Annotated in this window: 21 protein-coding genes, 2 tRNA genes and 1 pseudogene; 9 read left to right on the plus strand and 15 right to left on the minus strand. The window is 46.5% G+C overall.

All coding sequences use genetic code 11. The features are described from left to right. Positions 1 to 1479, plus strand: a pseudogene (locus tag AC3A14_RS14105) (mannose-1-phosphate guanylyltransferase); the annotation flags it as partial. Between the two features lie 174 nt (positions 1480 to 1653). Here AC3A14_RS14105 and AC3A14_RS14110 read toward each other — a convergent pair. The 5 genes from AC3A14_RS14110 to AC3A14_RS14130 all read right to left on the minus strand — a co-directional run bounded on the left by AC3A14_RS14110 (position 1654) and on the right by AC3A14_RS14130 (position 7238). Next, entirely contained in the window at positions 1654 to 2424 is a 771-nt protein-coding gene (locus AC3A14_RS14110; RefSeq protein WP_318733135.1) for a hypothetical protein, read from the minus strand. 514 nt (positions 2425 to 2938) lie between these two features. Next, complete coding sequence (locus AC3A14_RS14115; protein ID WP_318733134.1) at positions 2939 to 3547, minus strand: alpha-ketoglutarate-dependent dioxygenase AlkB; 609 nt, start codon at positions 3545 to 3547, stop codon at positions 2939 to 2941. A gap of 63 nt (positions 3548 to 3610) precedes the next feature. Beyond that, positions 3611 to 3982, minus strand: coding sequence for a hypothetical protein (locus tag AC3A14_RS14120; protein ID WP_318733133.1), 372 nt, complete (start codon positions 3980 to 3982; stop codon positions 3611 to 3613). 144 nt (positions 3983 to 4126) lie between these two features. Beyond that, on the minus strand, positions 4127 to 5836 hold the full coding sequence (locus AC3A14_RS14125) for an ABC1 kinase family protein (RefSeq protein WP_413038735.1): 1710 nt from the start codon (positions 5834 to 5836) through the stop codon (positions 4127 to 4129). 274 nt (positions 5837 to 6110) lie between these two features. After that, positions 6111 to 7238, minus strand: a complete 1128-nt coding sequence (locus tag AC3A14_RS14130) for a DegT/DnrJ/EryC1/StrS family aminotransferase (RefSeq protein ID WP_413039043.1) — start codon at positions 7236 to 7238, stop codon at positions 6111 to 6113. A gap of 453 nt (positions 7239 to 7691) precedes the next feature. On the opposite strand from AC3A14_RS14130, the gene AC3A14_RS14135 reads away from it, so the two are divergent. Beyond that, complete coding sequence (locus AC3A14_RS14135) at positions 7692 to 9542, plus strand: TolC family protein (RefSeq protein ID WP_318733131.1); 1851 nt, start codon at positions 7692 to 7694, stop codon at positions 9540 to 9542. Between the two features lie 97 nt (positions 9543 to 9639). Here AC3A14_RS14135 and AC3A14_RS14140 read toward each other — a convergent pair whose 3' ends face one another. Continuing rightward, positions 9640 to 9960 carry a hypothetical protein gene (locus AC3A14_RS14140; RefSeq protein WP_318733130.1) on the minus strand — a complete coding sequence of 107 codons (321 nt, stop codon included), beginning with the start codon at positions 9958 to 9960 and terminating at the stop codon, positions 9640 to 9642. Between the two features lie 180 nt (positions 9961 to 10140). Between AC3A14_RS14140 and AC3A14_RS14145 the strand changes: the two genes are divergently transcribed. The 3 genes from AC3A14_RS14145 (at position 10141) to AC3A14_RS14155 (ending at position 12057) form a co-directional block, all read left to right on the plus strand. After that, positions 10141 to 10212 (plus strand) — tRNA-Gly (locus AC3A14_RS14145). A gap of 160 nt (positions 10213 to 10372) precedes the next feature. Beyond that, positions 10373 to 10792: a hypothetical protein gene (locus AC3A14_RS14150; RefSeq protein WP_318733129.1), complete on the plus strand. Its 420-nt coding sequence runs from the start codon at positions 10373 to 10375 to the stop codon at positions 10790 to 10792. Positions 10793 to 10812: 20 nt separating this feature from the next. Then, positions 10813 to 12057 (plus strand): glutamate-5-semialdehyde dehydrogenase, encoded by a 1245-nt coding sequence (locus AC3A14_RS14155; RefSeq protein ID WP_318733128.1) that lies wholly within the window; start codon positions 10813 to 10815, stop codon positions 12055 to 12057. Between the two features lie 484 nt (positions 12058 to 12541). On the opposite strand, the gene AC3A14_RS14160 is transcribed toward AC3A14_RS14155, so the two are convergent. Then, positions 12542 to 12615, minus strand: a tRNA-Arg gene (locus tag AC3A14_RS14160). A gap of 39 nt (positions 12616 to 12654) precedes the next feature. Between AC3A14_RS14160 and moaC the strand changes: the two genes are divergently transcribed. Then, positions 12655 to 13155 carry a cyclic pyranopterin monophosphate synthase MoaC gene (gene moaC, locus AC3A14_RS14165; protein WP_318733127.1) on the plus strand — a complete coding sequence of 167 codons (501 nt, stop codon included), beginning with the start codon at positions 12655 to 12657 and terminating at the stop codon, positions 13153 to 13155. An 86-nt stretch (positions 13156 to 13241) separates the two neighbouring features. Here moaC and AC3A14_RS14170 read toward each other — a convergent pair whose 3' ends face one another. Beyond that, on the minus strand, positions 13242 to 13634 hold the full coding sequence (locus tag AC3A14_RS14170) for a CU044_2847 family protein (RefSeq protein ID WP_413038707.1): 393 nt from the start codon (positions 13632 to 13634) through the stop codon (positions 13242 to 13244). Between the two features lie 67 nt (positions 13635 to 13701). Between AC3A14_RS14170 and AC3A14_RS14175 the strand changes: the two genes are divergently transcribed. Beyond that, a complete protein-coding gene (locus AC3A14_RS14175) occupies positions 13702 to 17979 on the plus strand; it encodes an nSTAND1 domain-containing NTPase (RefSeq protein ID WP_318733126.1) in 4278 nt (1425 codons plus the stop codon). 24 nt (positions 17980 to 18003) lie between these two features. Here the strand turns inward: AC3A14_RS14175 and mdh are convergent, their stop codons facing one another. The 7 genes from mdh to AC3A14_RS14210 form a co-directional block, all read right to left on the minus strand. Further along, complete coding sequence (mdh, locus tag AC3A14_RS14180; RefSeq protein WP_318699857.1) at positions 18004 to 18966, minus strand: malate dehydrogenase; 963 nt, start codon at positions 18964 to 18966, stop codon at positions 18004 to 18006. Positions 18967 to 18984: 18 nt separating this feature from the next. Further along, the gene (gene ndhO / locus AC3A14_RS14185) at positions 18985 to 19206 is read right to left on the minus strand and encodes an NAD(P)H-quinone oxidoreductase subunit O (RefSeq protein ID WP_271944370.1); all 222 of its coding nucleotides are present in this window, start codon (positions 19204 to 19206) and stop codon (positions 18985 to 18987) included. A gap of 245 nt (positions 19207 to 19451) precedes the next feature. Next, positions 19452 to 20285, minus strand: coding sequence for a DALR anticodon-binding domain-containing protein (locus tag AC3A14_RS14190; RefSeq protein ID WP_318733125.1), 834 nt, complete (start codon positions 20283 to 20285; stop codon positions 19452 to 19454). Next, positions 20282 to 21814: an NAD(P)H-hydrate dehydratase gene (locus AC3A14_RS14195; protein ID WP_318733124.1), complete on the minus strand. Its 1533-nt coding sequence runs from the start codon at positions 21812 to 21814 to the stop codon at positions 20282 to 20284. Before AC3A14_RS14195 ends, AC3A14_RS14190 begins: the two co-directional genes overlap by 4 nt. A 181-nt stretch (positions 21815 to 21995) precedes the next feature. Continuing rightward, positions 21996 to 22964 (minus strand): glutathione S-transferase family protein, encoded by a 969-nt coding sequence (locus tag AC3A14_RS14200; protein ID WP_318733123.1) that lies wholly within the window; start codon positions 22962 to 22964, stop codon positions 21996 to 21998. Between the two features lie 49 nt (positions 22965 to 23013). After that, positions 23014 to 23223, minus strand: coding sequence for a hypothetical protein (locus AC3A14_RS14205; protein WP_318699861.1), 210 nt, complete (start codon positions 23221 to 23223; stop codon positions 23014 to 23016). 14 nt (positions 23224 to 23237) lie between these two features. Further along, positions 23238 to 23948, minus strand: a complete 711-nt coding sequence (locus AC3A14_RS14210; RefSeq protein WP_318733122.1) for an SPOR domain-containing protein — start codon at positions 23946 to 23948, stop codon at positions 23238 to 23240. Positions 23949 to 24052: 104 nt separating this feature from the next. Here AC3A14_RS14210 and mnmA point away from each other — a divergent pair, with 104 nt between their 5' ends. Both mnmA and AC3A14_RS14220 read left to right on the plus strand, forming a co-directional pair. Then, on the plus strand, positions 24053 to 25114 hold the full coding sequence (mnmA, locus tag AC3A14_RS14215) for a tRNA 2-thiouridine(34) synthase MnmA (RefSeq protein ID WP_318733121.1): 1062 nt from the start codon (positions 24053 to 24055) through the stop codon (positions 25112 to 25114). Then, entirely contained in the window at positions 25092 to 25322 is a 231-nt protein-coding gene (locus AC3A14_RS14220) for a hypothetical protein (RefSeq protein ID WP_318733120.1), read from the plus strand. The genes mnmA and AC3A14_RS14220 overlap by 23 nt, the downstream gene beginning before the upstream one ends. The last annotated feature ends 122 nt before the right edge of the window (positions 25323 to 25444 follow it).

Consider the following 25444-nt stretch of genomic DNA (forward strand, 5'->3'; position numbering starts at 1 on the left):
GAAGAAGCACGGGTTTCTCCTCAAGTACGGGTTTGGCCGAATAAAAGAATTGAAGCCGGAGCGATCTTAAATCTGAATTTGATTTGGGGTAATGTCGGCCATCGTAACCTGTTTGGACAGCGGGGAGTATCGGGTTTAGCCAATATTGACATTACGCCAGAATTAGCGGTCAAACTCGGAGCTGCCTATGGTTCAACCTTGTCCCCAGGGTCTGAAGTCACAGTATCTCGCGATCAGCGCAGTATTTCCCGCATGGTGACCCGCTCTTTGGTGGCAGGATTGATGTCAGTGGGCGTAGACGTGCAAAACCTGGAAAATAAGGCGATTCCCATTGTTCGCACTGTGATTCCCACCCTAGGAGTAGAAGGGGGAATTCATGTGCGTTTGCACCCAGAGCGGGGGAGTTCCATCCTGATTGAATTCCTCAATCATAAGGGTATCAATATTTCTAAATCCAAGGAAAAGAAAATTGAAGGCTGTTTCTTTAAAGAGGATATGCGGCGATCGCTCCTTTATGAAGTTGGCAATGTCACTTATACCTCAGAGACATTGCAAATTTATATGGAAGCCTTTGAGAAGCACCTCAATTTAGAGGCGATCGAAACCGTTTCCTCCAAAGTGGTGATTGACTACGTTTTTGCCGTCAGTGGCGCAGTTTTACCCCAACTGCTGGCTAAATTTGGCTGTGATGCGGTGGTTCTCAATGCCAGCTTAAACCCCAAACCCCTCTCCCTGGACGACCAAGAAGGGTTACTCAATCAATTAGGCCGAGTTGTGGGTGCCCTGGAAGCGACCATGGGGGTACAAGTATCCTCAAATGGGGAAAAGTTTGTCTTAATTGATGAAACGGGAACAGCGATCCGAGGGGAAATACTCACCGCTTTGATGATGCAAATGATCTTAACGGCTCATCCCAGGGGAACGGTAGTCGTTCCGATCCATGCTTCGAGTGCCGTGGAAGAAATTGCCCGTCGTCATGAAGGGCGAGTGATTCGCACCAAGTCAAATCCAGCCGCTTTAATGGAAGCGTGTCATGCCAATCCTAATGTGGTGTTAGGGGGAAGTGGGGATATGGGCTTTATTTTTCCCCAACTCCATCCCGGTTTTGATGCCATGTTTGCGACAGCCAAGTTGATGGAGATGTTGAAATTACAGGATATTTCTTTGGGCACGATGCGCTCGAAACTCCCCACCATTGCCCATCAGATGACAACTCTTCGCTGTCCTTGGACGGCGAAGGGGGCAGTAATGCGCTATTTGGTAGAAACCCATTCTTCAGAGCAGTTGCAATTGGTGGATGGCGTAAAAATCATCTCCGCCGATGGTCACCATTGGGTACTTATCTTGCCAGATGCGGGGGAAGCAATGATTGATATTGTGGCTGATGGTTGCGATCCAGAGATTGTGGAGAGCTTACTGAAAGATTATGGCGATCGCGTCCACAGTTTTATTGAAGCTCATCAAAGATTTGATGACTAGGGAATAGGGAATAGGGAATAGGGCATAGGGAATAGGGAATAGGTTGTAGTACGACCTTGTTTTGTGTTCTTGCCGTAAACTTGGAGAAAGCTTCCATTTCTGCACTCCTCCACACCCCCATTCCCCCACGGAGAGTACAAAGAGCCATCAATACTCAATACTCACCTGGCCGAGTTACTTTAATAACCGATAACGCTCTAGTAAAGTTTCTAGAGTTGTCGGGAGAATGTCCTTTAAATCTTGTGCTGATTGAAAGGATAGACGGTTTTGGGGAGACACATCAAAGGGAAATTGCCCCGGAAACTCCGATCTCTCCATTTGCGCGAGTAAGATTTGTTCGGGTCGTTTAATTTGTAGAGCATATCCCATTTCCACACAGACATAGGGACTGGGGATTAGATGGGTTACCTCTTCGGTGTCTACTTGAGTCACTGGAGTCCCATCAGCAATGAAGAGCAAGCTTTTACGAATGCGACGCATCAAGGGATTATTGAGACGAATGGGGGCTTGATTGGGACGATGGGAAGATTCTAGCGTTAGAGTTAGACGCGATCGCCGATTTAAATCAGCGATCGTCTCTTCTAATGCTTCCTTGAGGATCTGACTCGACTCTCCCTCTTCCTGCTGATAGCAGAAGAAGAGCATCGGATCGAGATGAGCCATTACTTCCTGTTTGGTAAAGTAAATTTCATGACTGGTTAAGTCAATATTGGAGATGGCATAGCCTCCACTGCCTTCAATATAAAACTCAATGGTTTCCCCTTGTAAATATCGCTGAAACCAAATGGATTTCTTGATTTCTTCGCTATCTTCGAGAAAATCAGCCCGCAGAGCAGACTTGAGCAAACTTTGCTTGCTCAACCGCATGTCTGGAGGTCGTTTTTCTAATTCTGGAATCGGTTCGTATTCTTGGAGATACCAAGCCTTAAGCGCAATAATGGCCATAAGCTTTCAAAAGGGATAATTCTACCTATCGATTGTAGCGGATCGAGGAATTCCCTTGCTTATTTTTTTTGATTGGATTACTTTTAAAAGCACAATTACACCCGAATAGTTCCCTGAAACCTTCCTTGCTTAGATTAAGTCTATCTGGAGGAGAATGGGTTAACTTAAAACGAACTTAACTCCACTTTTTAACTCCCAGTTTTCTCACTTTAAGGAAAGACCAGCCACCGATTGGGTGCAGCTTGTACTTGGAGAGACAGATGATAGTGAAACAGTGTTTTACCTCTCAAACTAATAGAAATAGACTGTTTGATCTGCTGAATGAAGCTTTATTTTAGCTCCATATTTTTAATATATAGGATCGCCGAATCTCAATCAAGAAATTGAGATTAAACTTAACAATCAATGAGTTTACTCCTCTCATTTTGGCAAGTTAATGGGTAAATCTACTTTGATCGATTATCCAATTATAGTGATTCTCTTTTCTGTGGAATACCGTTCTACAATTCCCTGACTAGATAGCAATCTTTCTCAATGTTATGCTTATACGAGAGCCGGTATCAGGCTCTTTGAGGATTCCATGAAGCCAGTCGGCTTGAACCTCATTAGACATATAAAGCAAATCACCACTGTCTAGGCGATAACTGTGTTGAATTGTTCGATTTTTCTTAAGTTTGTATGTAATGGTTCGACTCGCTCCCAGTGATAGAATGGCCACCCCAGTGCCTGGAGCTAGTTCCTGGGCAGTATCAGAGTGAAAACCCATGGAGGCATTACCATCTGGGTAGAAATTGAGCAAACCGTTATTGGGAGTAAATCCAAGTACATCCGAAATCGCCGCACACACAGGCTCTAGTTCGGGATGCATTTGAGTTTCTGGATAGGTCATCTGTGAATAGTTGTAGGACACTCCAAAGCTGGCTGTTTTCCGAGTCTTCATACTCTCATCCCACACTACCGTGTCACGAAGTTTTGAGAATAGGTCTTCATGATTGAGCCAGAACATTCTTCGCAACTCTAGGTTAGGTGAACCGATCTTCATATCTTGAGTCGTGTAGGTTGGGTTGAGGAGTGTTTCAGCAATCGCCAATATGAATAGGTTCGCTTGCGGTAAATTCAACACCAGTGAGACATGGTTAGGTTTCACTATTATTCAACCCAACCTACCCTCATTAAGCGTGCCAGTCTAACCCCAGGAGTCTAGATCTAAGGCTTTCGAGCCACCTTGTTGCAGTTGGATCAGTACTTGACCAAGTTGAGACCAAACTAAGCCACTAACGAACAGGGTAACGGGGAGAGAGATTAAGTAGGCGATCGCCGTGGGAAAGCCAAATACTGCCAACCCCGAAGACAAAAATACACAAGCACCGGCAAAAATTCCCGTAAATGGAAACAACAGTTTTGGTCCCTGTAGCTGGGTGATATCATACTTAGAAGATTGGGATGACCAGAGTTTTGCTGATTCAGTCAACGTCGCATAAAATGCAGTTCCTGACGTTAAGCTAACCAGTAAACCAATAATTAATAAAGCGTAAGGGGGTTGTGCAGTATAGTACACGAATGCTACTCCTGGGTGGAATTGAGATAAAAGGTGTTCCTAGGGAGTATACAGCGCTTCGCGCTCTCTGTGGCGGAATGGGGGGATAGGGGGTTTAATCAATGAAACAGCCCTGCTTTTTAAGCAGGGGGTTTTCAAAGTGATTTATTGGGTGAAGGCTGCTACAGAAGGGAGCAGTAAAGCGGCTCGCTCTCTGGAAAAATCAGCTAGTGCCCCCCAAGCGGCATCGAGCAAGCGATTGGGCTGGATATCATCCTCAATTAAATGCCACAGTCGTTGCACTTCCTCGGTGTGTAGGCGGTCATTTTCCGTCAGGGCTAAGACAATTTGATGGCGTAAATATTGCCCCTCTTCTGAAAGGAGGTATTGTAAACCCAACTGAGCGGTAGGCATTAAATCAAAGCCACTATCGGAGCGGGCGATCGCAATCATATTCTCTAGGCGATCCCACCGGAACTTGCCGTCTTTAATCAATACCTCTAACAAGCGTCGTCTTAAACTGGGGGTTTCACCAGTTAGTAACCGTTGAGCCACATAGGGATAAGCAATTTCCACAATTCTAAAATCGGGATTAATGCTCAGGGCTAATCCTTCCTGAGTTACTAGCGATCGGATAATCAAGGCAAACTTAGCTGGAACTCGGAAGGGATACTCGTACATAACTTCCGAGAACTTATCCGTAATCGTCTTAAAATTAAAATCCCGAACACTTTCACCCATGATCTCCCCAAATACCGCTTCTAGGGCAGGAATAATCGGGTAAATATCTGTATCCGGAGTTAGAAAACCAAGCTTAACAAAGTCTTCGGCTAATTCCGTATAATCCTTATTAATCAGATGCACCACGGCATCCACTAATGTTTCTTTTGCCGTCTGATCTAACTGATCCATCATGCCAAAATCAATATAGCCCATTTGTGCCCCAATGCCTGAGGGGCCGGATAGGGCAAATAGATTCCCTGGATGGGGATCAGCATGGAAGAAACCAAACTCTAGCAATTGTTGCAGGCCTGTGGTTACCCCAATACGAATAATTTTATCGGCATCTAAACCGGCTTCTTGAATTGCCTCAGTATTGGTGAGTTTATAGCCATTAATCCACTCTAGGGTGAGGACTTTCTTGGCGCAATAATCCCAATAAATTTGCGGAACTCTAACTTGGGGATCGTAGCGAAAGTTTTCCGCAAACTTTTCGGCATTTTTCCCTTCATTAATATAGTCAATTTCTTCAAAGATTTTTATGCCAAATTCTTCCACAATTAGAGTCAGGTCATGACCTAAATTAAGAGGAAGAATGGGCGAAATCCAACGGGCTGCCCATCGCATCAGGTATAAATCGAGGGTGAGAATGGGGACTAGATTGGGTCGTTGAACTTTAATGGCGACTTCTTCTCCACTATGAAGCCGTCCTCGGTAGACTTGGCCTAAACTGGCCGCAGCAACGGGATGGGAAGAAATATCCAGGTACATTTGGGAGATCGAATCGCCCAGTTCTCTCTCGATGATGTCGAAGGCGGTTTGATTGGGAAAGGGAGGCAGGCGATCTTGAAGTTTGGTTAACTCTTCGAGAAAGTCTTTACGAATCAGATCTGGACGGGTAGAGAGCGCTTGACCGACTTTGATATAGGTTGGCCCTAGGTGAGTGAGTAATTCCCTCAACTCGGTGGCGCGTTTGGGCCGATTTTGCTCGACTTGGTTCCTGAATTGGTCCCACTTCAGGGAGAAGATAAATCCTAAAAAAGCCCCGACTAAAGTCACGATTCGATAGAGACTTTGCCAGGGACGAAATTTATAGTAGCTGGCGATCGCCTGGGGGTCGTATCTCCTGAGCTGCTCAAGTGGATGTTGCTTCACGCTAACTGATGCCTCTTGATAATCACAATTTTGACTATTCAACGTTTAGATTTCTATCTGCTATCGATAGATTTTATTAAATGCTGACCATCGACCTATCCGAATTTTAGGATTTTGAGCAAGTTTATTTACCCTTGTCCTAATTCTATTTTTCTAGGTTGGATCATACTTTTTATCTTTTTCTTAACTATAGTACAAAAAACTTCAAACTTTCTTATGTTTTTGTTAAGGAATGTAAAGAGGATACCAGGGGCTTCCCCATAGCCAACTGCCCCTACAAAATGTTTTTTAGGCAATCGACCACCTGTTCTTGCTGTTCTAAGGTTAATTCGGGGAACATGGGCAAGGATAAAACTTCTTGGCTCAGTTGCTCGGCGATCGCCAATTGATGGGGCTGATATCCTAAATCCTGATAAACCGGTTGCAGATGTAAAGGCAGAGGATAATAGACCGATGCGATCACTCCCTGCTCTCGTAAACGCAATTGAATGCGATTGCGATAGTCTGAATCTAGCTCTTGTCGGCCCTTAATCCGAATCGTGTATTGATTCCAAACTGACTCCCCACCCTCGATTTCTTGGGGCAGTACAATCCCTGAAACTGATGCCAATAATTCATGATAACGATAGGCAACTTCCCTACGTTGCTGATTCCATTGGGGCAGATACTTAAGCTTAATTTTTAAGATTGCTGCTTGTATTGCATCTAAACGAGAATTAACCCCGGTTACCTCATAGACATAGCCACTGCGCCGCCCATGATCGCGCAATAGACGCACCCGATCGGCGATCGCCAAATCCTGAGTAGTCAGCGCTCCGCCATCCCCGCAAGCGGCTAAATTCTTAGTTGGGTAAAAGCTAAAACAGCCGATATCCCCCCAACTACCCACGGGAGAACCAGCCCAGGTCGCGCCAGTAGCTTGGGCACAATCTTCAATGACCTTAAGCTTATGGGTTTTGGCGATCGCCATCAACCGAGTCATATTTACGGGTCGGCCAAACAAATGTACGGGAATAATGGCCTTAGTTTTCTCAGTAATGGCTGCCTCCACTTGGGACAGATCCAGATTAAACGACTCCTCCTCTACATCGACAAATACGGGAGTAGCCCCTACCATAGCGATCGTTTCTGCTGTAGCAATAAACGTAAACGGGGTCGTAATTACCTCATCTCCAGGCCCGACTCCCACCGCTCGCAAGGCTAAATACAAAGCATCCGTCCCTGAATTACAGGCCACACAGTAATTTACACCCACGGCTTGGGCCAACTGTTTTTCAAAGGACTCCACCACAGGGCCACCAATGTAGCGACCCGAAGGCAAAAGTTCCAGTACCGCTGCTTCCACCTCCGAGGCGATCGCTTGGTATTGTTGGGTTAAATCAACGGGGGGAATATTGTTCACTCGCTTACACCACAGTTTTTGACATACTCCTCTGGCTAAAGCCGAGAGGATTCTAGGATACTGGCGTAGCTGGCGAGCTGAAACCCGTCTTACGGCTACTCTCCTACTGGAAAATGCCCTCACCAGTTGGACTACTCCTTTCCTACCAGAGTTGGTTTTCTTCCTTTAGGCTTCGTAGAACTTTGAATCCCGCATTTTACCGCTGGCGATTCGTCTTGACCCAACTCAACTACTCAGCTACGCTCCCAGGTGTTGCTTGAAGTTTTACCCAAAAGACTCGCTTTTGGAACACCATACTTCAACTCGGTTAGTTTGCTTGACATGACTGTACCATTAATAGGGAATAGGGAAAACCGATTGCCAAGTTCCTAGGTAACCCAGTATCCTGCTTATGGAGTCTCTGCTTGAGCCAGGACATTTTTGATCTGGGATTGTGGATTGAACTGAGGAACTATGCCAACTTTGCGGAAATTTATTGGTGTGAGTGTGGGCGCTGCGTTCGCCGTGATAAATCCTAGCGTCAATGCTGTGGTTTTCGCTAGCGATCTGCTCTTAGAAACGAGTCAACCTGAACCATCTTTTGAACCCCAGACCTCTCTGGAGAAGCAACAACCGGTCTCGTCACAACCTCCCCTAGAGGGAGAAGTACAACCTACAGAAGATGAGGTCAAAGGAGAGGAAACTCCCTTAACGCCATCTGAACCTTCTCCCGCTTCAGTATTGAGCAACCCAGAAGCTCCCTCAATTGGCGATAATGCGACCTGGCGCGATCGCCAGACCGTGGCTGATTCTCAACTAGAGGAAACCCTGAACCTTCTAGTTGACGAGCATTCCCAACAGCTCTCAGCAGAAGATAAGGCTTGGGTGAGTCGTCTACAAACGGCGTTAAGCTCCGATCCGACCCAAAATCCACTCCCAGAAACCGTAGTTTCTCCCCATGTTGCCCAAAGTCCAGAACTCGCTCCCCTCTATCTCGATCCGAGTCCAAACCCTCTTTTATTTCCCACCGATCCCTCAGAAGTAGCTATTGAAGGGACTCAACCCTTAACGTTAAAACAGGCGATCGATTTAGCGCGGCGCAATAATATTGAGCTGCAACAAAGCAAGCTACAATTAGAGCGATCGCAAGCTCAACTCAGACAAGCTTTAGCTGCTAACTTACCCACCTTGACCTTTCAATCTGGTCTGCAACGCTCTCAAAGCGCCAATAGCGAAATTAGCGCCCGTAATACGGACACAGCCCTGGGCGATCCAGATTCTCCGACGAACTCCTTAACGGGGACGGTAGAAGTGCGTTATGACCTGCTGACCTCTGGCTTACGTTCAGCCAATATTAAAGCAGCGGAAAAGCAAGTTCAATTTAATGCGCTTCAAGTCGAAGTGATTGAGGAACAAATCCGCCTTAATGTGGCAGAACAGTATTATCAGTTGCAAGCTTCGGCTGAACAATTACGGATTCGTCAACAGGCTCTCGTACAGGCCGAGCGCAGTTTACGAGATGCCCAGGCTTTAGAAACGGCAGGTGTGGGGACTCGATTTGCTGTGTTGCAAGCTCAAGTGCAAGTTGCAAACGAACAGCAACGACTGACTGAGGCGATCGCTAGTTTAAGAACGGCTCGGCGTACCCTAGCCCAAATCTTGAATCTGCCCCAAACCCTTGATGTCTCTGCTGCCGATCCGGTGGAAATCGTCGGTCGTTGGCAACTTTCCCTCAATGAGAGTATCATCCTCGCCTATAAAAATCGCGCTGAATTAGAACAACGTTTAATCGAGCGAGAACTTAATGAAGCCCAACGTGATGCTCGGTTAGCTGGGTTAAAGCCTCAAGTCAGTTTATTTGCGAATTACAACGCTCTCAAATTATGGTTTGATGACCCTCTGCTCTCCCAAGGCACTGGAGATGGCTATACTCTAGGAGCGCAACTCAACTGGACACTCTACGATGGTGGACTATCACGGGCCCAAGCTGATCTTGAAGAAGCGGAAATAGAAATTGCGGAACAACAATTTGCCGATAACCGTAATCGTATCCGCTTAGAAGTTGAAGATGCCTATTTCCAATTAGTCTCTAGTTTTGACAATATTCAAACGTCTATTGTGGGTCTAGCCCAAGCAGAAGAAGCCCTGCGACTAGCTAGACTACGTTTTCAAGCTGGGGTAGGGACACAAACTGATGTCATTAATTCGGAAACTGACCTCACTCAAGCCCAGTTTAACCAGGTGCAAGCGATTTTAGGCTACAACCTGGCTGTCGCTCGTCTACAACGAGCGATTAGTAATCTACCGGCTTCCCCTACTCTCTAGCTAGTGGACTGTTGAATCGATTTCTTGCATCAGTCAGGGAATTAGGGAATAGGAAATACTTCTCCATTTTAATGTGTCCTTCTATCCCCCCATTCCCCTATCCTTCCGAGAAGCGATGGACAATGCTTTCTGCTTGGCCAAGCCGCTTAATGACCTGTTCTGAGTCAATCAGTCGCTTGAGAACGACTTGGCCAATGGTTTGGTTACTGGGAGCATCGGCCATGGGTTTAACCTCAACCATCAGTACAGCCTCTTCTACTCGATAAAGCCATAATGTTTGGTTATGCTCAATAATTCCCATATTGAGAGGCTCAATGTCTGGTTTTCTGCGCCAAACGACTTCATTCCAAATCCCTCCAAATTCCCAGACGCGGCCAATAATCCATCCATCTGATAAAAAAAAGTATTTTACAGACAAAGTTCGGGCACTCCACACAGATGTTCTTGATGATTCAAATAGCTTACAGCGCTTTGCGCAGTAATGGGATAATGGATACTCTCTTTAAAAGATCTTGAGCCAAGTGGAACAAGCGATCGCCAGAAATCTTGGCTAACCTCTTGACAAGAGGCGAATCTTTGTGTAAATTAGGAAAGTGATGCGGGTATAGCTCAGTGGTAGAGCGTCACCTTGCCAAGGTGAATGTCGCGCGTTCGAATCGCGTTACCCGCTTATAAATTTTAATAGGAAGAGTTATTCGGTTTCATTTTTGTGGCTAAACTAGATGGATAGCAAGCTTTGATTCAATAAACAGGGTTAGAGCCAATATTCTCTTCTCGCTGAATATCGAGAAGATCCTCAACTCATCTCAAATTCAGATTACGGGTGACTTGTGCAGTCCAAAAAAGCTCAAAAAATTGATTTGACCGCCCATGATTATCCTTGTCCTTGCCGTTGTCAAGGTCATTTGCAACCGATTTTGCTCACGGAAGCATTTGGATGCGATCGATGTCAGAAAATTTTTGCGGTTGAGGAAAATGGCTATGTGCTACAACAGGTGTCCACCAGTTCCCCCTACAAGAAAACTTGGTACTGGACAGGAAAGCAATGGATAGCCATTCATTCAGATTTAAAAGAATATTACTTACCCGTGGGGTTGTTGATCATTTTAGTCTTACCCATTGTATGGTTATCCTTATATTTTCTTTTAGCGCCATCAGGGTCGAGTATCATGGTGTGGGTATTCATTCCCTTGATGTTGCTCTTGTTGCTGGCACTGATGAGATGGCTGGTGTATCGACGCTCTTCTTAATTGATGTAGATGACTGATTCATGACTTCATCCAATGACCTTTTAGAGGATGTGGGCGCTTCCCATGAAGCCTCTTTAATTTTAGCGAATACGTCCAGTACCCTCCGCGATCGCGCTCTGAAGATGATGGCAGAGGTTTTGGATGACTCTCTCGATCGAGTGTTAGAGGCGAATACTTTAGATTTAGAAACCTCTCGCGAGATGGCGGTTCCGGATCTGATTTTAGAATGGCTCAAGTTAACTCCAGAGCGCATTCAAAATGTTGTTCAAATTCTACAAGGATTATCAGATTTCCCCGATCCATTACAAGAGGTAATGAATGCCTCCTATCAAGTGGAAGAGGTACAAACCTATTGCCAGCGAATGCCTTTAGGGGTGTTGGCTTTGGTATATGAAGCGTTTCCGGAGTTAGGGGCGATCGCCGCTGGGTTATGCTTGAAAACGGGGAATAGCTTGATTTTGCGTGGGGGAAGTGAATCGTTCCAGACGAACTATGCGATCGCTGAAGCCTTACAAGTCGCGCTAGAAGAGGTGGGTTTACCGCAACATTCATTAATCTTGTTATCCTCAGAACAGGGCGCTCCCATTCGAGATGTGATTCGCCAAGATCGATACATTAATCTGATTATCCCCTATGGTCGGCCGTCATTGGTAGAACAGGTTGTGCGACAGGCAACTGTACCCGTCTTGCGATCGGCTATGGGGAATTGTTATTTATATTGGGGAAATTCCGGTAGCTTGGAAACGGTTCGTCATGTAATTATTGATTCCCACGCCAGCGAACCCGATCCGGTGAATGCGATTGAGAAGGTATTAATTGAACAAGGTCAAAGTTCCTCAGCCATCGCTTCTTTATGGAAATCTTTGAAGGAAAAAGGGTTTGAGTTGCGAGGCGATCCGGAATTAGTGGCTCAATATGAAGAGCTAAAACCCGTAGAACCAGAGGAATGGAATCAGGCATACTTAGAAAAAGTAGTGACGTTTAAGTTGGTCGAAGATTTGGATGGGGCGATCGCCTGGATGAATACTTACAGCAGCGGCCATGCGAACTGTTTGGTTACTCAATCCTATAACGAAAGTCGTAAATTTGCCCTAGGAATTAACAGTGCTTCACTCTATATCAATGCTAGTCCCCGATTCTATCGCTATCGCACCCGAGGCAATACTGTATTTTTAGGCATGTCTAATCAAAAAGGGCTGCGCCGAGGTTTGATTAATTTAGAGGCTCTCACCACAGTTAAGTACATTATTCAAGGGAATACCTGATATCTTTTTTGCCTATTCCCCTATTCTCCAATTAGACTAAAATCTGACGGTAGGGAGAGGTGAAAATTACCCCTGAGTCTAAAATAGCTCTCAAGGGGTGACAAGCAGGCTGAAAAGCGCACGGAGAAAGAAATTTGGCAAACGTACCCAAAAAAGGATAGAGTTGTCTGTCTAGACAACTCAAGAAAGAAATGGGACAATCTCACTTTTCGATTAGATATTTATGCTTAGTTTAATGTCTCCATTCAAATAAGCGCATCTCAACTTCAACTTTTATAGGAATGAATTCCGCCTTTTTTCTCCGGTTTTCTTTGTTCGCTTGGCAATGCTTCCATCCATAAGTTTTCTCTATTTCTGTGGCCTACTTACCCCATACCTCAGCATGGGGTGTTATGGTAATTTTGTATAAAGTATGTGTAAGGACGTGGCTACGGGCCACAGTTTCGGGAATGAGATTTCCCTCCTCAGGTTTATTTGAGTTAGACGGGCTAGGAGGGATTCGAACCCCCGACACCGTGGTCCGTAGCCACGTGCTCTAGTCCACTGAGCTACAAGCCCTTAACTGTCTAGAAAACCAATATAGCACACTTATTGCCCATGACACAAGAATTTTTTTCAACTTCCGGGTTGAGCCATGTGAACGAGTCCGGAGAAGTCCAGATGGTGGACGTTTCTGGGAAAGCAGCAACAGTACGGATGGCGATCGCCGGTGGACAAATGCGAATGCAACCGGCTACCTTAGACGCGATTTTAGCGGGGAATGCCCCCAAAGGCGATATTATCGCTACTGCTAAACTAGCCGGAATTATGGCTGCCAAACAAACCGCCCAACTTATTCCTCTCTGTCATCCCTTACCCCTACAAAAGATTCAGGTTGAAATTGAACCCGATCGCCAGTTACCCGGTTATCAAATTGTGGCAACGGTCAAAACCACCGCTGAAACTGGAGTGGAAATGGAAGCGTTAACGGCTGTCTCTATTGCCGCTCTGACGTTATACGATATGGCCAAAGCTCTGGATAAGGCGATCGCGATCGAATCCATCCACTTAATCGAAAAAACCGGCGGTAAATCGGGTCACTATAGCGCTGCGCGCTAGGGAATAGGGAATGGGGAATAGGGAATGGGTGCTAGGTTTCAGTATTGAACCGGAGTCCTAACCAACTCTTTCTCTGCTACATAGCGCTAAGAAGTCTCATCTTTCTTAAATGAACACTCGACTTGGATTTTGAGGTTGCTTTTTGCTGTTCCCTTGGTCACATAGGGAATTCCCATTTCGCCGCCAATTTCAACTCCGAATTCTAGAGTTACTTTGTCTACATTGGCGATCGCACTCTCTCTGACTTTTTTGAAAGCGGCCAAGCTGTAGTTGGTATAGGTAACAATCGTACTTTGCAAGTCCGTAATGTGCTGTTCAAAATCTTCTTTGAATCCTCTGGTTGTTGCTGGTGCTTCCTCTTCTTCCGCTACATCAGACGTTGAGAAGCTGGCAACGACCTCGGAAGTTTCTACGTCTTCTGTGGCTTCAATGTAAATAACGGTATTGTCATCAAGACGGAGGGGAGCGAGTTTCATGATGGTTGGTTGTGGACAGTTGGGTTGTTTTGAGTATAATACAGGCAAAACTGCTGATTTAAAATAGAGCATGAGTCGAGATGCACTCGTTGTTGGAATTAGTACCTACAGCTACAGGGGATTAAGTAATTTAGACGCACCTGCTCACGATGCGGAGGCGATCGCCCAAAAATTAGAGTCCGGTCTTGCGCCGTTTCGGGTGGAACGCTTGCCAGGAATTAAGGATAAAGCGAATGAGGGTCTGAAGACAGGCAAGAAAACCCAAGTTTCTCTGCGACAACTGCAAACAGCTTTAATTCGTTATTTTAAGCCGAGAGGGGAGACTTATGCCGATACGGTTTTGTTTTATTATTCCGGTCACGGTCTCTATGACAAATTGACAGAAACCAGCTATTTGGCAACCAGTGATGCTGATCCAGAGGCAAATAAGTGGGGTTATCCTTTGGAGCAGTTGTGTAAATTGTTGCGAGACAGTCCGGTCAAGCGACAAATTATCTGGTTGGATTGCTGTCATAGTGGTGGAATCGTTGCTGTTAACGAGGCAAATCCGGGACAACAAGGGGGTTATAGTCGCTGTTTCGTGGCAGCATCCCAGGAAATTGAATTGGCCTATGAGCTGGCAAGTCGTTCTCATGGGGTGTTGACAGATGCACTTTTGCGAGGATTAAATTGCGGCGAATGGATCGATACTCTATCTTTATCTGCGTTTGTCAATCGCTATCTCAAAAATGAGCGAAAAACTTATCCTCAACGTCCTCTCTTTCTCAATACGGGAGAACCCATTGACTTGATTCCCAGGGAGAACGGAGGAAAAACGGAAGAATTACCGGAGTTACAACCCAATCTGCGCCCTTATCGCGCTTTGAATGCCTTTGACCGCACCGAGGAGGATGTTAAGGTCTTTTTTGGTCGCAGGACACTGACCGATGAGTTATTGGGTCAAATTTGCGATCGCCCCTTTTTAGCTGTTTTGGGGCCGTCGGGAAGTGGGAAATCCTCGGTGGTGCAAGCGGGGTTACTCTACGAAATCGAGCAGGGAAAACGGCGATCGGGTACGGAAGACTGGCAGATTTTAGGCATTATCAAACCTGGGGACAGTCCTCTGAGAAGTTTGGCGGGGATTTTTCTTGAAGGGGTAAAATCCCAAACCATACGAGAGAAAGTTCTCAATGATTTGCAGGAACGCGGTTCTACGGCTTTGCGAGAACTGATTGAGGGAGAAGAGTGCGAGCAAACCCTGGTTTTAGTCGTAGACCAGTTTGAGGAAATTTTTTCGCTCTGTCGCGGGAGTGAGGAGAAGGAGCGCGAACGCAAGGATTTTCTTAATTGTTTGTTTGAGACGGTGGATGTGCTGGAAGGTCAATTGCGCTTGGTTATTACTTTGCGGGCGGATTTTCTGGGGAAATGTTTGGAACAGTCCGATGGTAATTTGGCAGAACGGATTAAGGCGAATCGGGTGGATATGACTCCTTTAACGGAGGCAGAGTTGGAAGAGGCGATCGCCAAACCCGCAGCAACAGTGGGGTTGCGGGTGGCTGCGGATTTACGGGAGCGACTGAAGGCAGATATTCGAGCCGCACCGGGAAGTCTGCCGTTATTGCAATATGCCCTGTATGAGTTATGGCAGGATTGGCGCAAGAGCTATGGCGAGGGCAATGCCAGCGACGAACTGACCTTAGCCGGTTATACTCGCATCGGTGAGGTAGCGGGAGCGTTGGAAAAGCAAGCCAATGCTGTCTATGAGTCTTTTGCCGAGTCGTCTATTGAGCAAGGATTAGTTCGGCGTATTTTTCTGGAGTTGGTGCAACTCGGTGACGAAACCGAAGATACGCGACGGCGTGTGCTAAAGCAAGAGTTAGTTAGCGATATCCACCCAAAAACTATGGTGGATGAGGTATTGGACAAACTGGCAAAATCTCGCTTAATCGTGATGGATGAAAATGATTCTAGTGCGGTGGTCATCGATTTGGCTCATGAAGCAACCATACGTCATTGGCAGCAGTTGCGCTCTTGGCTGAACCAACATCGTCAAGATTTGCCCTTGATTCGACAACTCCGCACAGAGGCTGCGACTTGGGAGCATAAAGGACGGCAATCCAAATATCTACTGGTGGGTGCTCGCTTAGACAATGCTCTAGATTGCGCGGACAAATATCGAAAATTAGGATATTTAAGCGAGACTGTGCAAGCCTTTATTCGGGTGAGTCGAGAAACACAAATCGCAGATGAAACGGAGAAGGAAAAGCAAATTTTAGAAGCGCTGTGCATGACCGCAGAGGTACAGTGGAGTCGGCATCAGCAGTTAGAGTCGCTGATAACCATTGCCAAGGCCGGAAAGCGCTTGCAAGAAATCCGGCAAACTCGACCGGAGGTTGAACCGGATAATAGTTCTAAAGCGATCGCAATCTTGCGGCAAATACTCACAGAACGCATCCAGGAAAAAAATCGTTTAGAAGCTCATCAGGGTAGGGTTAATGCAGTGGCATACAGTCCTGATGGCCAGACTCTGGCTTCTGTCAGCAGGGATGGAACTGTCAAACTCTGGCATGTGGAAGATGGAACTCTTCTCCATACTTTAGAAGCTCATCAGAGTTCAGTCCTTGCAGTAGCATATAGTCCCGATGTCCAGACTCTGGCTTCTGCAAGCAGGGATAGAACGGTCAAACTCTGGCATGTGGAAGATGGAACTCTTCTCCATACTTTAGAAGCTCATCAGGGTTCAGTTAATGCAGTGGCGTATAGTCCTGATGGCAAAACTCTGGCTTCTGCCAGCGGGGATAATACCATCAAATTCTGGCAAGTGGAGGATGGTGCTCTCCTCTATACTTTAGCAGCTCATCAGGACTGGGTCAGGGCAGTGGCATATAGTCCCAATGGTCAGACTCTGGCTTCTGCCAGCGGGGATAATACCATCAAATTCTGGCAAGTGGATAATGGAACTCTTCTCCACTCTTTAGAAGCTCATCACGGTTGGGTCAATGCATTGGCATACAGTCCTGATGGTCAGACTCTAGCTTCTGCCAGCGATGATAATAGCATCAAACTCTGGCGAGTGGATAATGGAACTCTTCTCCACTCTTTAGAAGCTCATCACGGTTCAGTCCTTGCAGTAGCATATAGTCCCGATGGCCAGACTCTGGCTTCTGCAAGCAGGGATAGAACGGTCAAACTCTGGCATGTGGAAGATGGAACTCTTCTCCATTCTTTAGAAGCTCATCAGAGTTCAGTCCTTGCAGTAGCATATAGTCCCGATGGCCAGACTCTGGCTTCTGCAAGCGATGATAATAGCATCAAACTCTGGCGAGTAAGGAAAAGCTGTCTCCTCCAGTCTTTACAAGCTCATAAGGGTTCAGTCCTTGCAGTAGCATATAGTCCTGATAGTCAGACTCTAGCTTCTTCCAGCGACGATAATACTATCAAACTCTGGAAAATAGAAGATGGTAGTCTCCTTCATTCTTTAGGAGGTCATCAGCACTGGATCTGGGCAGTAGCATATAGTCCCGATGGCCAGACTCTGGCTTCTGTCAGCAGGGATGGAACTGTCAAACTCTGGCATGTGGAAGATGGAACTCTTCTCCATTCTTTAGCAGCTCATCAGAGTTCAGTCCTTGCAGTAGCATATAGTCCCGATGGCCAGACTCTGGCTTCTGCAAGCAGGGATGGAATCGTCATACTTTGGCATGTGGAGGATGGAACTCTTCTCCATTCTCCAGTTCATCAGAGTTCAGTCCTTGCAGTAGCATATAGTCCCGATGGCCAGACTCTGACTTCTGCAAGCAGTAATGGAATCGTCATGCTTTGGCATGTGGAGGATGGAACCGTCAAACTCTGGCATGTGGAGGATGGAACCGTCAAACTCTGGCATGTGGAGGATGGAACTTTCCTTTATTTAAAAGCTTATCAGGATGTGGTCAATGCAGTGGCATACAGTCCCGATGGCAAGACTCTGGCTTCTGCAAGCAGGGATGGAACTGTCAAACTCTTGCGAGTGGACAATGGAACTCTTCTCCATTCTTTAGAAGCTCATCAGGGTGTGGTCAATGCAGTGGCGTATAGTCCCAATGGCAAGACTCTGGCTTCTGCAAGCAGGAATGGAACCATCAAACTCTGGAACGTGGAGCAGGGCACTCTGCTCCATTCTTTAGAGACTCATCAGAGTGGGGTTAATGCAGTGGTATACAGTCCCGATGGTCAGACTATAGCTTCTGCAAACAGCGATGGAACCGTCAAACTCTGGGATGCAGGGGGTAATCTCGACACACTGATGATTCGAGCTTGCGACTGGCTTCGCGACTACCTAACCCATAACCCCAATGTTAACCCCAGCGATAGAAAGCTCTTAGAATAGCCTGCTTTTGTCGGCAATGATTCATTAATCAAAGCCCACTAAACTTTCAGCCATTTCTATGCCTTTACGCACGGATGTAGCGGACTCATGGAGGGCAGCAATTTCGGACTCTGCTAGGGGCAACTCCAAGATCTTCTCAATTCCCTGATATCCCAATTGACAAGGAATACCCATATAGATGTCATTCAAACCATATTGCCCTTGGAGATATCCGGCAACCGGCATAAAGCGGGATTGATTGTGCAATACAGCTTCCACCATGAGACAGACTGAGGATGCAGGCGCATAATAAGCACTACCAGTTTTCATCAGTTGCACAATTTCTGCACCGCCTTTGCGAGTCCTCTCGACGAGGCGATCGATCGCGGCTCGATCCATCAGTTCGGTAATAGGAATTCCCCGAACCGTGGAAAAGCGAGGTAAGGGAACCATCAGATCCCCATGTCCTCCTAAGACTAGAGTTTGGATATCAGCGATCGAGCATCCTAACTCTAGGGAGATAAAGGTTTGAAATCTTGCCGAGTCCAGAACTCCTGCCATTCCCATAACCCGACTGGAGTCGAGACCACTCGCTTTCCACGCCAAATAGGTCATCACATCCAGGGGATTGGTGACTAACATAAAGATGGCTTGGGGACAGTGCTGGACGGCCTCTTTGACCACAGATTTAACGATTTTGGTATTGATTTTGACCAACTCTTCCCGACTCATGCCTGGTGTACGGGGTTTCCCTGCGGTAATCACCACAATATCGCAATCGACCAAATCGGCATAATTATTGGTACCGATCAATTGACGATCGTGGCGCTCGACTCCCCGTGCTTCCATCAGATCCAACGCGATCCCTTGAGGCATCCCTTCTATCACATCCAAGAGAACCACGTCAGCTAAGTCTTTTTCTGCAATACGTTGCGCCAGGGTGCTGCCGACTTTTCCCGCTCCAATGATACCGACACTCGGAGCGATCGCTTGATGAGATTTAACCATGGCAAATTCTCGTTTTTGTTAGTTGAACAACTCTAGTTGATCGACACGCAGCCAAATATTGGGGGTGGGAACCTGACCAAATTTGACTAAGGCGTAGTCACCTTTGATATCCATGATCTCGCCTTGGGTTTCAAAAATGTAGGGAGGAAACCGGGTATCACTTGCACAAGCTTCTAGGGAATTGTCCAGTTTTTCTTGGATAGCCCGTACCATTGAACCTTTTTTAATTGCTGCTGCCATAATCAACTCAGGAATTACGTTTCAAAACTTCCCTCATGATACCAAGGAGCGATCGGGATTCAAGGATTGATTTTAGCGGTTATTCTTCTGAAGGGATTTAATTTTAGATTTAAATCAGAAAGGACACCGACGACTGGCCGTGTTTCGTCTCGGTGTCCTTACTGGTTCGCTCCTCACACGATAGTCAATATAGCTTACTCAATTGGGTTTGTCATCCCTTGAAGAAATTTTTTTGGTGGCATCCTCTACAATTCTGGGGGGGCAATCAGGTTTAATCCTTGTTCTAGTAAGGTTTTGAGGGTTTTTCTGGCGATCGCCACTAATGCCAAACGACTGAGGGAAAGTGGGCGATTTTGCTTTAAAGTTGATCCCCAGATGCGGCATTGGCGATCGAATCTCAGAAGATCTTGACTAAGTTTTTCGGTTAAGGAGGGTAAGCGCGGGGATGCTCGATCGTCATTGAGAGTATCCCAGATATGCAAGAGGGAGCGGATTAAGGTCTGTTCGCTGGGATGAACCAGTTGAAATTGTCCGTCATCTAACCAAGGAATGCGATCGGGTTCGACGATCTTTAAGGTAGACTCATCCAGGCTCATTAACCCTTGATGTTGAGCAAGACGCAAGAGGGCACAACAGCGAGCATGGGTAGCTTGCCAGCTAAAGACTTCTGGGGAGTGAGGATCGATCTTAGGGAATAGGGTTGTGTTACATCGTTTTGGGGATTCAACCGGGTACTCAGTCGCAGCACGTGGCGCTGTAAGTACCAAGGTAGTGAGCAAAAAGGCTTGCAGTTGCTCGGCTAAACCTAGATCGCAGTAATGAAATTGCAGCCAACCGGGAGAACGAACAGCAAGGGAAAATGCGAATAAGTTCTCTTGTAGGGAAAGGAACTCCCGCAGTTGTTTAGCTAAATAAAGAGGGGTTTGGTCGCTATAGGAAGATAATTTAAGAGCGATCGCCGATTGATACCCTAAGGGTTGATGCTCTGGCAACAGTTCCACCGGAATTTCTTCACGCTTCAAACTCACGAAGGATGTTTCTATTCCCTGATGGATGGCTTTTTGCAGATTCCTTTTCATCGTAGGGGAATTTGGCTCAGGTATTCAGTAAGGTGAAAGGCATCTACCCCTAAAGCCGTGCGCTGTTGAGCCGCTAATATTCCAGCTTGAGCGTGCCACCAGGTAGCCGTCTGAGTAGCCATTTCTGGGGCTTGGGGCAGTTGGGCAACTAGACCCCCTAACAGCCCGGTCAGTACATCACCACTGCCTCCTCTGGCGAGGGCTGGGGTACTTTCGGGGTTCAGGTAAACGCTTCCGGTGGGGCTGCCAATAGCCGTTCTTGCCCCTTTGAGCAACACGATCGCCCCGGTTTGTTGACTCGCTGCGCGAACCGCTTTTATCCGGTCAATATTAGGGTCAATATTAGGGAAGAGGCGCTTAAATTCTCCTGTATGGGGCGTGAGAATTGTGGGAGCCGATCGTTGGTTCAGTTGGGACATACCGAGACTCGCAAGGATATTGAGTCCATCTGCATCGAGGATCGCAGGGATGGGAAGATTGAGGAGAGTGGGAATAATCGGTTCAGCCGATCGCGTGATTCCTGGGCCGCAGGCGATCGCCTGATACTTCTGATAGTTTAGAGTATCGGGGAGTTGGGCGATCGCCCCCGTCTCGGTTTCTGGACAAGGAATAATCAGCGCTTCCGGTAACTGGGCAACCAGCAGGGGTTTTAAGCGGTGGGGAACGGCAATCGAAAGCATCCCCACCCCAGAAGCGCGGGCCCCTAAACCGGTTAAAATGGCACTACCTGCATACTCTTCTGAACCGCACACCAGCAAGAGATGACCGGCTTTGTATTTATGGGAAAGGAGAGGACGAGGAAGGGGAAGACCGGCGATCGCTCCTTCTCTGGTAATACGATAAGATCGAGAAGTGTTACCTAAAACCGTCTCAATATCAGCTAACGGAATACCAAAATCAATCCATTCCACCTTCCCTAAATACTCAACTGCCGCATCTTGCAAACAAGCCGCTTTCCACAGTCCCAAACAGAACGTATAATCAGCGCGAATAGCACAGCCGAGAACTTGTCCCGTATCTGTATGGATACCAGACGGCAAATCAATGCTACAAATCAATATTTGGGATTGATTAATGCGATCGATCTGCTCTGCCAACTCTCCCGAAATAGAACGCTCTAACCCAAATCCAAATAAGCCATCAATCAGAATCTCGCAACTCGCCAGTAATTCATCCAAACTCACCCAAGGAATGCCTAAATTTTTCCCATACTCGGCATGAGCTTGAGTGAGTTCCTTTAAGTTCGCCAACGGTTGCCTCACTACCACCGAATAGCCTTGCAAATACAATTCCCTAGCAATCACCAAGGCATCGCCACCATTATGACCTGGCCCCACCAATACACCAATTTTAGTGGGGGCTAACCCTAGTGCTTTCCATTGAGCCATCATCCGGCGAGCCACTAAACCCGCCACCTTTTCCATAAGTGCCGCTACTGGCATTCCCGCCACAAATAGGCGGTTTTCAATGGCTCGCATTTCAGCCGCAGTGACAACAATTTCGGCAATTTGATTTCGGCAATGAGTCATCGTTTATAGCGCGAAGCGCTAGGGAATGGGGAATAGGGAATGGGGAATAGGGAATAGGTTATGGGGAATAGGTTATGGTAACTCGGTTTTAGAATTTAAAGAAAGTCCTATGTCCCCTTCTCCGTGTCTCCCTATCTCCCTATCCCCCTATCCCCCTATCTCCCTATCTCCCCATCTCCCACTAATGCATTAACACATTGCGATCGTAAGGCGCTTCAAAATCCAAAATCGGCCCTTTAGGCACAATTTTAGTTGGATTAATATCCGTATGGCTGCGATAATAATGGCGCTTAATATGATCGAAGTTACAAGTTTCTGTCACTCCTGGCACTTGATACAGTTCTTTCAGATAGTTCCATAAATTTTTATAATCTGTAATCGGGTGGAGATTACACTTAAAATGACCATAGTAGACCATATCAAAGCGTAATAACGTGGTAAAGAAACACCAATCCGCTTGAGTGATGCGATCGCCGCATAAATAAGGTTGTTGTTCTAACACTTGATCCCAATGATCTAAGGCCTCAAACAATTCCGTTAATCCTTGTTCATAAGCTTCTTGCGTCGTCGCAAAGCCAGCACGATAGACCCCATTATTAATCGGCTGATAAATGGTGTCCATCGTACTATTGATAATATCCCGTAACTCTTCTGGATAAAATGAAATTTGACGTTCCGCGAATCGTTCAAACTCCGTATCCAATATGCGGATAATTTCGCGAGATTCATTATTGACAATAGTATGGGTTTTCTTATCCCACAAAACTGGAACGGTCACCCGACCGCTATAATTTGGATCGGCCTTTAAATAGAGTTGCCAGAGGTAATCAGCCTGATTAACGGTATCGGGAATACAACCGGAAGCTTCAGAAAACTCCCAACCATTTTGATCGATTTCTGGATCGACGACTGATAAGCTAATTGCAGATTCCAATCCTTTGAGCTTTCTAAGAATAGCTGTGCGATGGGCCCAAGGACAAGCCCAAGAAATATATAAATGATACCGCCCAGATTCTGCCTTAAACCCACTAGAGCCATCGGCAGTAATTTCATGTCTAAATGTGGTTTGGGGGCGGATAAAATTTCCTTTTTGATCCGATTGTTCCCGTCGTGAAACCCATTGACCATCGACTAATAATCCTAAGCCCATAGTATATATTCCTTATAATTTGAATAACACCCTTAACAAAAAATCGAGCTTAACCCTCAGTCATTTTGAGGATAAATACCAGAGAAACAAATAGCATTAATCCCAACCAAACCACTAATATAGTATTAAAGGTAGTATGGAAATAACTGCCAGCGAATAAGACCAGAAAAAAGAGAACAATAGCAACTACGAAGTAAGTGACCAGTTGTCCTAAACAACCTTGAACCGATCCAGAAAAATCATCATTTGGGGGTCTCATAGACAGACTCGATGTTAACGACCAAAATAAACGCGAGCATTGCTTAATCCTGAATTTTGTAAAAATGACATTATTTCTGCGGCTTCGCTGCGGTTAGCATAGGGACCAACGGCAACATGCATTCCCCGACGAGAGCGTTTAGCTACAACATTAACCGTATTGGGAATTATTTGCCGCACGCGATTAGCCATGAGATTAGCATCCTCTTGAGAGCTAGGAATGACCACATAATAACCTTTACCTGCGACTGGGAGAGGGTTGGGGTTGATGGTATTTGCAGGGGTAATGGGGGTGGGGTAATTGGGGGTGGGATAATTTGAGCCACCAGCCAGGGTGTTCCCTTGTAGGGAAACGACTTCAGCCAAAATACCGCGCGATCGCAACAAAGACAAACGCTCCTGAGCCTGGAATTCGGACACAAATGCACCCGCCTGAATCACTGTGCGGCTACCTATTTGCCGGATAAAGGCATCCGGTACAAGCTGTTTAACTTGTTCTAATAACAGGGGAGAATTCCCATTAACCCAAACCCGATAGGGGTAGGCACTCGGAGCTACATAGGGTGAATTGATATTACCCGGAATCGTCGGTATGGCATTCAGGGGAGGAGGAGGGGGTAAGGGGACTTGTTGGGACTGAGCGCTAGTGCTGACCATTAATCCTAATCCCAAACTCCCCAGAAGGATAACTCGATTCAGTCTTGAATGCTGTTTTGGGTTGTTCATAGTCTCTTAAAAATTCAGATCCTCCAGAGAAAGGATGGAGGTGTTACCCTTAGAAGGGTACATAACAATTATGCTTTTGTTCACAGTAAGCTTCAGTCGCTGCCATGAAAAAGGTTGTCGTCGGACTCTCTGGAGGAGTAGATAGTTCTACTGCCGCAGCAGTTCTTCATCATCAAGGATACGATATTGTGGGATTAACCCTTTGGTTGATGAAGGGGAAGGGACAGTGCTGCTCGGAAGGTATGGTAGATGCGGCGAAAATTTGCGAACAGCTTGGGGTTTCCCACCATATCGTCGATAGTCGCGAGTTGTTTGAGCAGAATATTATTGATTATTTGGTGTCGGGTTATCGGGAAGGAATTACGCCCCTACCTTGTTCCCAGTGTAATCGGGCGGTGAAGTTTGGCCCGATGATTAATTATGCTAAATCTGAGCTGGGTATTGATTATATCGCTACGGGCCATTATGCGCGAATTGCGTTTGATGAGCAGTCTGGACGCTATCAGCTTTTGAAGGCGATCGATCCCCAGAAAGATCAGTCCTATTTCTTGTACGATCTGTCTCAAGAAATTTTGGCTTCTACGTTGTTTCCCTTGGGAGAAACGCCGAAAACAGAAACGCGCCGCCTAGCAGCCGAGTTTAATTTGACGACGGCAGAAAAACCGGAAAGTCAAGATTTATGCTTGGTGGAAGCCCATGGCTCGATGCAGTCGTTTTTGGATCGGTATATTAACCAGAAGACTGGGGAGATTGTTGACCAAGGGGGCAAGGTTTTAGGACAGCATCAAGGGATTCATCATTACACGATTGGCCAACGGCGCGGTTTAGGGGTTGCTTATTCAGAACCGTTGTATGTGGTGGATCTTGACCCGGTGATGAATCGGGTGATTGTGGGAACCCGCGACAGTGCAGCCGATCCGGAGTGTACGGTGAGTCGGGTAAACTGGGTGTCTATTGCGCTACCGGATAGTCCGATTCGCGCTGAAGTTCGGATTCGCTATCGTTCCAAACCGGTTCCGGTAACCGTGGTTCCTTTAGGGGAAAATCGGGTACATTTGCGCTTTGATGAACCTCAGTTTGGGGTAACACCAGGACAAGGGGCGGTTTGGTATGAGGGCGATCGCCTCTTGGGAGGTGGTATCATTGAACGCAAGTCCAAACTTTAGATGTTCTCAACCCGCTATCGCCGAACACCTCTCGTCTACAGTAGCACAAGTGTTCTTAGACAGATTACTGGAAACGATTCGTGATGGACTCTTAAGGCGCGCTCAACAAATGGACTATCCAGTTTGGGCAGTCATTGAAATGACGATTGCCGGTTATCTCGATGAAGAAGCTTTGTCATTTACCGATTGCCAGCCTAAACTAGACTAGCGTTTGTGTATGGGGGCGATCGCGAACGTGCCAAAGTTCAATTTTTAGTACTCCAATCTCAGGGAACGAGCCACCAGGAAATAACCTCCTAATCGTTTCCCGACACTTTTTGTCTTGGGCAA

It is taken from the genome of Roseofilum sp. (genome assembly GCF_982964205.1).